General features: G+C 56.1%; 11 protein-coding genes and 1 pseudogene. 5 read left to right on the forward strand and 7 right to left on the reverse strand.

The annotated features are described in order from the left end of the window. The 5 genes and pseudogenes from HFM78_RS04590 to HFM78_RS04610 all read right to left on the reverse strand — a co-directional run. Positions 1-573: pseudogene (locus HFM78_RS04590) on the reverse strand (RNA-guided endonuclease TnpB family protein); the annotation flags it as partial. A 572-nt stretch (positions 574-1,145) separates the two neighbouring features. After that, entirely contained in the window at positions 1,146-4,091 is a 2,946-nt protein-coding gene (locus HFM78_RS04595) for an FG-GAP-like repeat-containing protein (protein ID WP_287128245.1), read from the reverse strand. A gap of 300 nt (positions 4,092-4,391) precedes the next feature. Further along, positions 4,392-4,763, reverse strand: coding sequence for a DUF309 domain-containing protein (locus HFM78_RS04600; RefSeq protein ID WP_287128246.1), 372 nt, complete (start codon positions 4,761-4,763; stop codon positions 4,392-4,394). Continuing rightward, positions 4,763-5,110, reverse strand: a complete 348-nt coding sequence (locus HFM78_RS04605; protein ID WP_396033739.1) for a ferredoxin-thioredoxin reductase catalytic domain-containing protein — start codon at positions 5,108-5,110, stop codon at positions 4,763-4,765. The genes HFM78_RS04600 and HFM78_RS04605 overlap by 1 nt, the downstream gene beginning before the upstream one ends. Before the next feature lie 62 nt (positions 5,111-5,172). Continuing rightward, entirely contained in the window at positions 5,173-6,300 is a 1,128-nt protein-coding gene (locus HFM78_RS04610; RefSeq protein WP_287128248.1) for a DegT/DnrJ/EryC1/StrS aminotransferase family protein, read from the reverse strand. 129 nt (positions 6,301-6,429) lie between these two features. Between HFM78_RS04610 and gcvH the strand changes: the two genes are divergently transcribed. After that, positions 6,430-6,810 (forward strand): glycine cleavage system protein GcvH, encoded by a 381-nt coding sequence (gene gcvH / locus HFM78_RS04615; RefSeq protein WP_287128249.1) that lies wholly within the window; start codon positions 6,430-6,432, stop codon positions 6,808-6,810. On the opposite strand, the gene HFM78_RS04620 is transcribed toward gcvH, so the two are convergent. Continuing rightward, positions 6,807-8,111, reverse strand: a complete 1,305-nt coding sequence (locus HFM78_RS04620) for a hypothetical protein (RefSeq protein ID WP_287128250.1) — start codon at positions 8,109-8,111, stop codon at positions 6,807-6,809. The two genes, gcvH and HFM78_RS04620, sit on opposite strands and share 4 nt — an antisense overlap. Positions 8,112-8,352: 241 nt before the next feature. Here HFM78_RS04620 and HFM78_RS04625 point away from each other — a divergent pair, with 241 nt between their 5' ends. Beyond that, positions 8,353-8,754 (forward strand): ATP-binding protein, encoded by a 402-nt coding sequence (locus HFM78_RS04625; RefSeq protein ID WP_287128251.1) that lies wholly within the window; start codon positions 8,353-8,355, stop codon positions 8,752-8,754. 3 nt (positions 8,755-8,757) lie between these two features. On the opposite strand, the gene HFM78_RS04630 is transcribed toward HFM78_RS04625, so the two are convergent. Continuing rightward, complete coding sequence (locus HFM78_RS04630) at positions 8,758-10,119, reverse strand: kelch repeat-containing protein (RefSeq protein WP_287128252.1); 1,362 nt, start codon at positions 10,117-10,119, stop codon at positions 8,758-8,760. Between the two features lie 178 nt (positions 10,120-10,297). Between HFM78_RS04630 and atpD the strand changes: the two genes are divergently transcribed. From atpD to HFM78_RS04645, 3 genes are all read left to right on the forward strand, one after another. Then, a complete protein-coding gene (gene atpD / locus HFM78_RS04635; RefSeq protein ID WP_287128253.1) occupies positions 10,298-11,749 on the forward strand; it encodes a F0F1 ATP synthase subunit beta in 1,452 nt (483 codons plus the stop codon). Next, on the forward strand, positions 11,750-12,388 hold the full coding sequence (locus HFM78_RS04640) for a hypothetical protein (protein ID WP_287128254.1): 639 nt from the start codon (positions 11,750-11,752) through the stop codon (positions 12,386-12,388). It abuts the gene before it with no gap. Between the two features lie 87 nt (positions 12,389-12,475). Beyond that, positions 12,476-13,120 carry a hypothetical protein gene (locus HFM78_RS04645; protein ID WP_287128255.1) on the forward strand — a complete coding sequence of 215 codons (645 nt, stop codon included), beginning with the start codon at positions 12,476-12,478 and terminating at the stop codon, positions 13,118-13,120. Positions 13,121-13,144 lie beyond the last annotated feature (24 nt).

Here is a 13,144-nt window from a genome sequence, read left to right on the forward strand (position 1 = left end):
ACGACGCTCCTTGCCCGACAGTCGTTGCAAGAGTTCTCGGCATCGTCGCCTTGTACTCCTTGTACCTTTCGAGGCTTTTTGTTGAAGTGTCGCTCTCAAATTGGCGTGGTGGTCACGCACTTTAGTCAACTGCTGTCCATTCCATTGGCCTCCGGCACTGGTGTGAGCGATATCGGTTCTTCCCAGGTCAACCCCAAGGCAATCCACAGGCTCTTTAACGGTGGGTGGCAAGGGTTTAACTTGAATTTGGATGTAGTAACTGCCATCCTTGCGTTTGTTCAAGGTGGCAGAAGTCGGTTGCTGACCTTTGAGCAAGCCCCGTTGATAGTTGCCAAGGGCAAGTCTGAAATGCTCCCGACTGTCCAAAAGCGTCAAACTAACGGTCCAATCCTTTGCTTTGAAAGAGAAGATTCTTGCATCGTAGTCAATGCTGGTAGGAACAAAGTTCTTGATAACAGCATTTTTTATCCGAGCGGTTTTGCGGTTAGCGCACACCCGAGCGATAGCGCGAATGGTCAGGTTAGCCGACAATCCAAACAACGCTCTGACCTGTGGATACACTTGCTTCTGCATCGTGGTCTTATTGGTCAGTCTCTCAGGAGTGCTGAGATTAATCCAAGTACAAGCATCTGCAAAAGCTTTGAGGGTCGCCTCAATCTTTACGACTTGTTCGGGCGACGGGTTGAGCTTGCAGGATACAGTAAGGGCTTAGTTCATAGCTCTATGATACCTCACCCATTCTTGTTGTACGCAAGAGGGTAAAGCTCAGGGGTATTGAACTCTGTCGCCTTGCGCTCCTATTCCTCCCCATGCCTGAAGGCAGGGGCTTCCCAGAGGTTGTGGTGACAAAAGAAAAGCCCCAAGAGATTCCCCCTAGCCCCCCTTAAAAAGAGGGGGAAAGAGTCTACTTGAGTCGCTTTGCCCAACAAACTCAGGACTGACGTAGAGCAAGAGGAGTCGGTCGGATAGCAGAGCCGTGACCTGCCCCTCAGCCCATGAGTTTTACTAAACTCGACTACTACCAATACTTGTTAACTTCCCGAGTCAACTATACCCTGACCTATTTGGCTAACCAGGAGTACAGCGTCCACTGGAAAGTCGCGGAGTTTCACCCCCCTGCTCCCGGGAAACTTGGTCCGCGAGATTTAGGGAATAACGACAAACGGACTGTCACTAGGACCGGTACCGCTCGGGTTGGTCACAGTCAGTGGACCCGTAGTCGCACCCACTGGAACTATTGCCTGAAGTTGGGTGGCTGAGAGGACGGTGAAGGGGGCCGGGGTACCGTTGAAGGTAACGGCGGTGGTTGTGGTGAAGTTGCGTCCCGTCAGGAAGACGGTCGTACCCATGGTGCCCGAAGTCGGCGCGAAACTCGTGAGAGCGGCTCGGGGTACCGTGATGTTGAAAACCACCGGGACATTATCTTGAAAGGTATCCGTCGTGGCGATATCCAGGTCCCCATCCCCATCCCAGTCACCCACCGCCACTGCCTCTGAGTTGTAGCCAGTAGTAACACTTTGGGGCGTATTGAACGTACCATCTCCATTGTTGGCAAGGACATTCACGTAGTAGGTGAAAACTTCACCCACGATTAAGTCCAAGTCACCGTCTTGGTCTAGGTCGCCAAGCGTAACGGAACCAGGATTACCGTCACTCCCTGGACCCTGAAGATTAACCGGTTCGGGCGGGGCAAATACGCCAGTGCCATTGTTGCGGAGGACTGAGCTGTTAAAGGAGTTTCCGTTTGCCGTAGCGAGGTCCAAGTCGCCGTCGCCATCAAGGTCCCCAGGAGCAAGGGAGTTAGCATTGCTGTCGGCTAGGCTCAACAATGGGGGTGCAAATGTGGCATTGCCATTATTTTTGAAGACCGCAAGCTCCCCAAAGGCACTCAATACCGCTAAATCTTGGTCCAAGTCGCCGTCTAAGTCCGCGCTGGTAATGGCTAGGGGGGAGTATGCCGTAGCGAGCGTGTGGGGGATGAAGGTGCCGTTACCGTTATTTTTGAGGACTGTGACAGTATCCAAGTCGCGGTTTGTGGCGGCGAGATCCAAATCCAGGTCCCCATCTAGGTCAGCCGCCGTGAGACCAATGGTAAAGCCCGTGGTTAACTGTTGGGCGGGGGAGAAGGTGGCTACCCCACTGTTAAACAATACATAGGTTCCGTCGGAGGTAGTGAAGGCGAGGTCGAGGTCCCCATCCCCGTCCAGGTCCCCCACCTCACTCTCAAACGGCGAGTTGAAAGGCTCTGTACCCAGGGGAAAGTCACCACTATTAACGAAAGTACCGTTGCCAGCATTGAGCAAGACAGTAATCAAACTGGGTTGGGGAGCAACATTACTGGCTGTAACGAGGTCCAAGTCACCATCCCCGTCTAGATCGCCTCGGTCAATTACAACCGGGGTTGCTGTGACGGGGTAATCTACGGGCGGGGTGAAGACCAACAGGGGTGCCGTGACGGTGAAGTCAAGCGGGCTGGTTGCCGTCCCCTCTGAGGTTGTGACGGTAACGGGACCGGACTTGGCCCCCTCGGGCACCAGAGCCGTGAGTTTAGTGTTTGAGTTCACCACAAAGACCGCCGGGGCTCCATTAAAGCTGACCGCGCTGGTCGTGCTGAGCCGGGTCCCATTGATGGTTACAACCGTGCCGACAAATCCACGCTGGGGACTCAGGGCGACAATCGTCGGGGTAGCAGTCCGCATAAAGCTGGTGGTGCTCGTCGCCGTGCCGCCCGGATTGACGACGGTAATGGGGCCACTGGTCAATTCTGGGGGGGCTACCGCCAGGAGTTGAGTATCGGAGATGACCTGAAAAGGCGCGTTAGTCCCATTGAATTGCACCGCTGTGGCTGACCCGAGGTTAGTCCCAGTAATCGTCACTACGGTCCCAACGCCGCCACCCGTCGGCGTGAAGCTGCTGATACTGGGGGCAAAGGTGGCGGTGGTATTGAACAGAACCGAGACGTCGCCGTAAATACTGTTCGCCACCACTAGGTCTAGGTCGCCCCCCTGGTCCAAATCCCCCGTCGCCACACTTACCGCACCATTCCCAGCGGCGAAAACGAGAGGCCCCGTGAAGGTACTGTCCCCCTGGTTGGTCAAGACCGTCACGTTATCGCTGTAACGGTTAGCTATGGCTAAATCTAAGTCATCATCACCATCGAAGTCCCCCGCCGCAATCTCAGACGGTCCATTCCCCGCCGCTGTGAACACGGGGCTAGCCAGGGTGCCATTCCCTTGATTGCGGAGGACCGCCACGTTGTCGCCTTTGTTGTTTGCGGTGGTCACATCCAGGTCGCCATCTCCGTCCAAATCCGCCAGCGTAACGCCCCGTGGTCCATCTCCGGCGGTCACCGCCGTGGGGGTAGCGAAGGTCGCGTTGCCGTTGTTGGCTGCCACCGAAACTGTATCGTTGTCGAGGTTGGCGGTAACGAGGTCTAGGTCCCCGTCGCCATTGAGGTCACCGATGGCTAGACCCCGGGGATTACGCCCGACGCCAAAGGACTGCCCAGTGGTAAAAGTAGCATTGCCATTGTTGCGTAATACCTGCACCCGGTTGTTGCCGGCAGAGCTAAAAGCCAAGTCCAGGTCACCATCACTATCCAGGTCCCCACTGACGATGGCGTAGGGATAGCCGACGGGGGTAAAGATGCGCTCGCCGGAGCCAAAGGTCCCATTACCCCGGTTCTTCAACAGCGTTACTGAGGGTGAACCGAAAACCTGGGAGCTTGAGGTCAAGGCAACATCCAGGTCGCCATCCTCATCAAAGTCGCCCAGCGTTAAGTCCGTGAGCAAGTAATTGGTACTGGGGAACAGGAATTGGCTGCGGTTGGTGAAAGTGCCGTTCCCATTGTTGAGCGAGGTGGTGACGCTGGAATCGTAGTAGCGGTCATAGATAGCTGACCCTGTAACAAAATCCAGGTCGCCATCGTTATCTAAGTCACCCGTCACAACTACCACGGGACGGTCGCGGATATTGACTGTTTGCGCTGGGCTAAAGTCAATCTGCGCCTGTACAGAGACCGTTAACATCAAAGTTGCCGCAAGCCCCAAGGCTGAGCGACGGAAATGACACCAGGAATTCTTGCTGAGCATAGCCGTGTTCCTTGCCAGTTGGGTGAGCCTCAGCCACATACTACGTCTTACACGGATAGTTGTAAGTCGTCCTAAACACATCCGCCACCCAGCCAAGATGCGCAAGCTAAATATCCTGTATAGCAGCCCTACAGGAATTGTAAAAAGCGTCGGGCGGCTCAACCACCGCCCCCAATCCCCAGCCCTTCCCCTGCAAGCAGGGGAGCAAGAATAAGAGCCTTTTTGCCTTGGTCCCCCGTTCACGGGGCGGCGGGGCGGCGGTTGGCGAGCTACTGAGATTTTATAATTCAACTCGGATTGCTATAGCTGTTCCTGCTGGTAATAAATCTGGGGCGGAACAAACTGAAACTGGCTCAAGTCTTGGTCCGGTAATTCATGTAGGGCATCTAGGACCTCCCCACTTGCTTGAACCAAGCCCGCAACATCTACACCCAGGTATTCCGGCAAAAAGTAATCCAACCGCTCAATCCCTTGCCCTAATAAGGTGACCGCCCCCGCCCAGTTCTGATTTTCGAGATGATAGTAGGCCACGGCTAACTGTAAAATCCCCTGATAAAAGAGGCGTAACGGTTGACCCGACTCCATCCACAGAGCCTCTAGGGTGTCGTGGCAGGCATAGTAGTCCCGGTGGTTAAACTGGTCCAATCCCTGCCAAAACTGCGCTGGGACCATCAGTCGTGATACGAGACTTCCACTCGTTCAAAAACCTGTTGGGTCCCGGCGAAACTATTGTCCGGGGTCAAAAATAATAGACAGTGGCATTCTTTGCGTTCGCGCATCGGGACACAGGGGCAGTTCCAGTAGGCCACTTTGACCTCGGCTTCCTTATCTGCGTAATAGCGACAGGGGCACAGGGGCGAACCCAGTTCATCCTTATGCTTGGCGAGGCCCTCGACCACCGCCGCTGTCACCACCGGGTCCACACAGAAATAGGTCTCCGACTTGCGAGCATATTGCTCAGAGAAGTGGATCATGGCCTCCAGGCTTTCCTGACTCGCTTTATTCTCGCCCCGACTCATTGCTGTACCCCGTTGTTGCACTCTTTCACTTTAGGTCAAGGGATCAACTTTCTCAAGCTGCCTCAGCTGCGGAATTCAGGGTCTGGGGGCAACTGCCAGAGGACCTTACGGACGGCCTGGACAACTTGTTCTTGCTGGTCTTGCGTCAATTCCGGGAAGATCGGTAAAGACAAAACCTCACGGGCAACTTGTTCCGTGTGGGGTAAACTCCCAGCCTCATAACCCAAATGACGGTAAGCGCGTTGCAAGTGAATGGGAACTGGATAGTAGACCATCGTACCGATGCCCAACTCACGCAGTAACTCGACCACCCGCTCCCGATGACCGACCCTGAGGGTGTACTGATGATAAGTGTGGCTGGAATAGGGAGCGCAGTAGGGCGTAACAACCGGGAGGTCCGCAAAGACTTGGTTATAGAAATCAGCAATCTTGGCTCGTTGCTGGTTCCATTGGGCGAGATGGGGGAGTTTCAAGCGCAGCACTGCCGCCTGTACCTCATCCAAGCGGGAGGTATAACCCACTTCCTCGTGGAGATAGCGGGTTTTTTGCCCGTGGGTCCGCAACTGCCGGACTCGTGACTTGATCCCCAAGGAGGACGTGACCACCATCCCACCATCGCCGAAACAACCCAGGTTCTTGGTGGGATAAAAACTCAAACACCCCGCTAGTCCCCAACTCCCTACTGCCCGGCCCTGATACAAAGTCCCGATGGCCTGGGCGCAGTCCTCAATAATGGCTAAGTGGTGCTCTTGACCCAACTTTAGTAAGGGAGCTAAGTCCGCCGCCTGTCCGAAAAGATGGACCGGAAGGATAGCCCGGGTGCGCGGAGTGATACAGCGGGCCACCGATTCCGGGTCCAGGTTAAACGTATGCGGATCAATATCGGCAAAAACCGGGGTGGCTCCACAGTAGGAAATGGCCTCCGCCGTGGCGATAAAACTGAAACTTGCTGTGATCACCTCATCACCGGGACGGATGCCACAGGCCCGCAACACCAAGTGCAGGGCATCGGTTCCCGAAGCCACCCCCATGCCGTAGCGGGTTTGACAGGTCTGGGCCACCGCTTGTTCGAGTGCCTCCCCATGGGCACCGAGGATGAACCGTCCACTGGTTAATAGGTCCGCTAGGGCTTGGTCGAGCGCAGGCCGGAGTTGGGCGGTCTGCTGGCTCAGGTCAAGGATGGGGATCAACTGAGGGCCTCCGCCTGGAAAAGGGTTTCAAATATTCTATGGATGCTATCACAGGACAGGGGACGTAATTTGTGGGGGACAGCGGGGAGGGGACGGTACAATTTTCAAGAAAGCGAGCAAAGGGCCAGCATGGATTTTCCCAAGGATTTGAAATACGTGGATAGCCATGAATATCTGCGGGTTGAGGGCGACCAAGTCACCATCGGCATTACCGCCTACGCCGTAGACCAACTCGGGGATATTGTGTTTGTCCAACTCCCGGAGGAGGGGTCAGAACTGAAGAAAGGCGAGAGTTTCGGCTCCGTGGAATCAGTTAAGGCCGTGGAAGACCTCTATGCGCCCCTGACGGGCCGCATCGTCGCCGTCAATACTGCCGTTATGGATGACCCCGCTACCTTGGGCGATGACCCCTACGAGAATGGCTGGCTCCTCAAAGTCACCCTGACCGACGCCAGTGAACTCGATGATACCCTCACCGTCGAGGAGTATTGCGAACAGATTGGGGTCTAGGACGGTATAGAGGGCGGTACCAAAGGAGCCACCTCTTCTAAAGTCACCATCTGGTCAGTGGTCGCCGGGACCTCAATCAGCCAAAGATAACCCAGGGAGCCGCCGGGTTGGACTTTATCCCAGGCATTTAAGAGGCGGGGTAGGTCGGCTCTCAGGAGTTGTCCGTCCGGGCCGTACTGCTCTAGGGCGGCGATGCAACCAATCGTCGGGTTGGGGAGGTCTACAGGTTGGGGATAGAAGAAACTTGGGTCCTCCCCGCTGCCGTGGATACGGATGAGATTGCGGCCCACTCGACCGGCCCAAAAACTCTGTTCGATGGGCCGATAATCCTGCCAAGAACGGGGCCAGAGACTCCGGTAAATCCCCAAATCCAAGGGCGTATTGGCAGGAACTCCAGGAATAAACTGAGTCGCCCCCGGTTCAAAGGGTAAAAAGACTTTAAACGAAGGGAACTGCCCAAAGGCGCGAAATTCGCTGGGACCCCGTGGCTTCAACCCCTCCAACCGCAGCAGACCCTGGGGGGTCTCGCCACTATTGAAGTTCCAAGCCAGGGGATAGACCGATTTTGCCAGCAGGCTCACCGACCACAACCCTTCTGCCTCCCGCAAGAACTGCCCCTGACCATCCTTGAGGAGACCCAAACAGGGTACAGAACGGTCAGGCCGACACAGTAAATAAAAATGCGGCAGACTGGCAACTTGGTGGTTCAAGAGGTCGCCCAGCGGGGGTAAAGGGACAGTCGGGGCACTCAACTCCTCCAGGGTGGTCCGCAACTGGGGGTCCATGAACCAGAGCGGTAGACGGTCCTTGAGCGGGGCCAGCCAAGGCGTAGGGTCGCTCCCGCCCTTAGTCAAGGTGGTTAAGGCCAAGGCAATAAGACCCGGTTCACGACTAACCTGCAAGATATTTTGTAGTTTTGTCGGAATGAAAGCGTAGGCCGTCCGGGTTTCGGGTTGGACCGGACGGACATAGAGGGCCGCGCTGGTTTTGAGAGCCTGCTGGAGCGTGGGTTGGAGGGCAGGGGCGGGGTTGGGGGTTGCGCCGAGGTCTAGGAGAGCGGCGAGGGCAGCTAAGGCCGGGGGGTCCGTCGGTTGGACCAGCGTCATGCTCCAGAGGACCCCGCGCCAATGGGCCTGCTCAGTGGCGGGGTGGCGGGTGAGGTCATAGTTACTCGGGATGAGCGCGTTACGGGCGGCTTGGCGTTGCTCTAGCCGTTGTGGAGTACTGGCTTGGGGGATGATGACCTGTGCTTGGACGGGTCCCAGGAAGCTACCCCAGAGGAATAAATTCAACCACCGCATTAAATGCTCTCGTTGACAGGCTCTATTCTAAAGGAGTTACCTTATCAGAGCGATAGTGGATTTTTATATTGCCTAAAGGTTCCTGGGGTATTGGGTCTATTAAAATGGGAATAGAACGCGCTACTTCAACAGGAATACTACCGTGCTGTCCATCTCGTTGCAGTGTCCCAATGCAGTACCGGCAGACGGGTCCAGTGTGGTATTTATCTCCCTACGACGAGCTGTCCATAGCCCTAGTGTCTTGAGCTTTTCCTCTACCCTTTATTTAGAGCCTATTCTTGGATTACTCCTCTGTGATGTGCGGCCCGATTTTCGCTATGAGCTGCGGTTGGGTTTACAGGAAGCTCTCGTCAATGCAGCCCGACACGGGAATCAAGGGGACTCAACCAAAGCGGTACAGGTCTATTTCATCATCACGCCCCAGCATTACCTGTGGATCATCACCGATGAAGGCGAGGGTTTTAACTGTCAAGCCAAGCTCAATGAGGAGCCTCTTACCAAAGAAGATTACCTCCATAGTGAATGCGGGCGCGGCCTCTATATCCTCAAAAAGATTTTTGATGAAGTGCAATGGAACGAGACGGGCAACCAGTTGCGGCTCTGTAAACATATGCCCCAGGGTTGCCGTCCTATCCTTGAGTAAAGCCTAGGGTTGGGGCGTACCCCGGTAAGTATTGGCTTTGAGGGTACCCGTGGTGTAGTAGATCTGGTTGTTGATTACTCCAGCTATCCCTGAGTAGCGGGGGGTCGTGAGGGGAGTCAAGCTCAGCCATTGGTCTCTGGTCGGGTCGTAGGCCCAGGTATCAGCAACAGCACTACTGTGGGCAATCTCGCCCCCCAGCACTAAACTCCGGTTGCCCACCACAAAAGTAGAGCCGCCGATGTGAGACAGGGGCTTAGGCAGACTCGCGCGCGGGGACCAGAGGCCGGGGTTAGCAGGGTCCCAAACATGGACCGTGGGTTGGGTAATGGCGTAGTTGTCATAGCTCTTTTGACCACCGATGGCATAGATGAGTCCGCCCAAGGCCACGGACCCGAGATGGGAACGGGGATTGGGGAGGGCCACGGCACGGGTCCAAGCGGTTCCTCCGTCCACGGACAAGATCCAGTGGTCGCCCTTATCAATCCGTTGACCGTCCACCCCGCCAAAAAAGTGCAAAGTGCGGCCCAACAGCACTAATCCCCCAGAACCCCGTGCCAGTGGCAACAAGGGCAGGGCAGTCCAGGTATTGGTCTCAATGTTGTACTTCCAGCCCTCACGGGTCGAGAAGGTCTGTCCGCCCTGGCCCCCTGGCTTGCCCTGGTAGCCACCGACAATGTAGGCATGGCGTTCATCGGCGGTGAACCCGCCGTGGGTGGTCGGTTTGGGCATATCTGCTATCTGTTGCCAAGTATTAGTCACGGGGTCATAGCGGTCAGCGCGGGTGGTGGGGATGAAACGACTGTCTGGGTAGCCGCCAAAAACGTACAGCTTACCGTCAATAACCCCGCCTTGGGCCTCGCTCCGGGTGAGGGGCGCGGCGGTCCAATTTTTCCAGGTGAAGCGGGTGAATCCCTGAGGTAGGCCGTTGTTGACGGTGAAAGTCCCGTCTATGGCTTCCGTGGTTCCCCCCGTCAGTGTGGTCCGGGCCGTTACCGTGTGGCTGCCATCGGTCAGGGTAATTGTATCGAGGGCGTTGGCGTTGCCATTACTGGCACTCCCGGCGTAATCAAAGGGGGCGGCGGTCTCCGTCCGCAGCGGGTTATCGCTAAAATCCGGGTCATTGAGGAAGAATTCGACTCGGCTGGTGTCGGTGGTCGGGGTGGTGAAGACATAGACTTTACCCGCTACGGTTGCCCCGCTGAGAGATATCGGGTTGGTCCGGCCGGCGTCGGTGCTATAGGAGAGGCCTGTGGCTGGAACGAGGGCAATTGTCTTGTCCAGAGGCGGGGGGCCGGGACAAAAATCCTGGGCCAGGACTGGCATCATCCACAGCAAACCAACTGCCCACCAACCTTTACTGACCATAACCACCTGATTGTGAGTATCCGTCCTCACCATAGGGAAACCCCACCCTGCCCACCATCACAAGAACCCCGTAAAACAAGTACGGAGAAGTCCCTAGGCAGGGTCCCGGTGCATTGCTCTAGGGGTAGGTCTGGATTAAAGTGAGTGATGAACGATGAACTAAAGAACAGGAGTCTCCATGGCGACCACGGTCACCGAGAATATTGGCGAAGTCATCCAGATCATCGGCGCGGTGGTGGACGTTGTGTTTCCTGATGGAAATCTGCCCGCGATCTACAATGCCCTCCGCATTGAAACCAATGATGGCAACATCAAGGTCAAGATTACCTGTGAAGTCCAACAACTCCTCGGAGATAACCGGGTCCGCACCGTTGCCATGAGCAGCACCGATGGCCTCGTCCGGGGCACCAAAGTCTTGGATACTGGCGCACCGATTACCGTCCCCGTGGGCACGGTCACCCTCGGTCGAATTTTTAACGTCTTGGGCGAACCTGTGGATGAGGGAGCCGATGTGGTTGCGACCGACTTTTTGCCCATTCACCGCTCGGCCCCACTGTTTACAGAACTTGAGAATAGTCCCGCCATCCTTGAAACCGGGATCAAAGTGATTGATCTATTGGCCCCTTTTCGTAAGGGCGGCAAGATTGGCCTCTTCGGGGGAGCCGGGGTCGGTAAGACGGTCTTGATCCAAGAACTGATCAACAACATTGCCCAGGAACACTCCGGCCTGTCGGTCTTCGGTGGGGTGGGCGAGCGTACCCGCGAGGGCAATGACCTCTACAACGAATTTAAGGAATCTGGGGTTATTGATGAGAAGAACATCGCCAACTCCAAAGTAGCCCTGGTTTACGGTCAGATGAACGAGCCGCCCGGAGCCCGGATGCGCGTCGGCTTGACCGCGCTGACGATGGCGGAGTATTTCCGGGATGTGAACAAACAGGACGTGTTGCTCTTTATTGACAACATCTTCCGGTTTATTCAGGCGGGTTCGGAAGTATCCGCGCTGTTAGGCCGCATGCCTTCAGCGGTTGGCTACCAACCCACCTTGGGTACCGACGTGGGCGACCTCCAGGAACGGATCACCTCCACCATTGGTGGCTCGATTACCTCGGTCCAAGCGGTGTATGTGCCCGCCGACGACTTTACGGACCCGGCTCCCGCCACCACCTTTGCCCACCTCGACTCCACAGCGGCGCTCTCCAGGGGTTTAGCGGCGAAAGGGATTTACCCAGCCGTAGACCCCCTCGGTTCCACCTCGACGATGCTCCAGCGCGATATCGTGGGCGACGAACACTATGATGTGGCCCGTGGGGTCCAGTCCACCCTCCAACGGTACAAAGAGTTGCAAGACATCATTGCCATCCTGGGCTTGGATGAGCTCTCCGATGATGACCGCCGGATCGTGGGCCGTGCCCGTCGTCTGGAGCGGTTCCTCTCCCAGCCCTTCTTTGTCGCCAAGATCTTCACTGGGTCCGATGGGGTCTATGTCAAGCTCGCCGACACCATCAACAGCTTCAAGCGCGTCCTAGCTGGTGAGTTCGATGACCTACCTGAACAGGCTTTCTACTTGGTGGGCGGGATTGACCAAGTGATTGAAAAAGCCGCCAAGCTCAAGGCGAGCACTAAGTAAATGACAGCCCCCGCCGAGGCCCAAGTACGGGCTGAGGTCCAGTTACGGGCTTGGATGGGGGTCGCCCAGATTCCTAGTTACCGCCAGTTGGCCCAAAAGAGCGGGGTGGGTCAACTTTTAATCAAGCGATTGCGGCAACAGCAAGCCCACCACATCCCCCCAGTCAAACTCCACGCCCTGGCCCTCGCGCTGGGGCGTTCTCCATTGGAACTCTTGGCAGGTTTTAGTCCGCTCACCTGGGGTAATCCGGGACTAGAGCAAGAGTACCAGCGGCTCCAGCAGCAGTTGATTACCCAGGCTCCTCAATTAGCGCAGGAGTTCCGGGAGCAGACTTTCAAACAGTTAGAAACCCTCTTGACCCAATACCCGACCGCCCATTACCTCGCCCAGCAGTCCCCCCAGTGGCCCGCCCGTCAGGTCACGCCTTTATTTTTGGCCCTCACCCAGTTACTCAAACGTTGGGAGATTGCGACTATTGGCACCGTGGGCGAAGCGGTCCCCTACGACCCCCAACGCCACCAAGCCGAGGGTCCCCTAGTTCCAGGCGAAACGGTCTACATCCGGTTTATCGGCTACTGCACTGCTCAGCGGCTCCTGCAACGGGCGCGGGTTAGCCGGACTCCTCCGCCCATTCCTTAGGGAGAACTCCTTTAGGATCTCTCTACCATTGAATTTATTCCTCTGGGTTCCAGTTTAAGATTTGGACGGACCCGATGAGATGACTGGATGCGCTTACTCCGCCTAGGCATACTATTTTGTCTGACCGCGCCGCTCTCCGCCGCGCCTCAACTCGCTCCCGTGGGTGTTTATGACCAGTCCCGCCAAAGAGCCGAAGCGGAAATACAAAAGGCCGAGATGGAGGCTCAATTGCCCGAGTACGCCCAGAACGAAATCAAGAAACTCTCTTTATACGGGCTGAACCTGGGTAAAATTTTGAAGGGCAAGGGGAAAATCGATCAGTGGGTGGGTCCCGAGGCCCAAATTGGCGTGAATCTTCAGGAGGCCATCTTAAATACCCCGGTTATCAATAAACTGGTGGGCAGACTTGGCAAAGACTTCTATGACTTTCAGTCCGCCACGATCTATATCAATTGGTCCACTGGGGCGGTCCTCAACCGGGGGATGCGCCCTGACGAGTTCCAAGCCCACCTGGAATCCTCAGTCTTGGAACCCATTTGGGGTAGATATCAAATGATTGCCGATATCTACAGAAATAGTGACATCCCCCGCGATTTCAAGGCGGAATATTGCAACTTGAAAGCGCAGCGCGAAACCTATTATGGTAGACCCATAACCGCCTGTCGCTATGCACCGAAGGGAACCGCCCCCGCCACCGACCGCAACAAAGGAAACCACCCCAGCCCCAGTTGAGGGTTTCAAGAGCGGACCCTAGGC

This window comes from Candidatus Cyanaurora vandensis (assembly GCF_013285555.1).
Classification (GTDB): Bacteria; Cyanobacteriota; Cyanobacteriia; order Gloeobacterales; family Anthocerotibacteraceae; genus Cyanaurora; species Cyanaurora vandensis.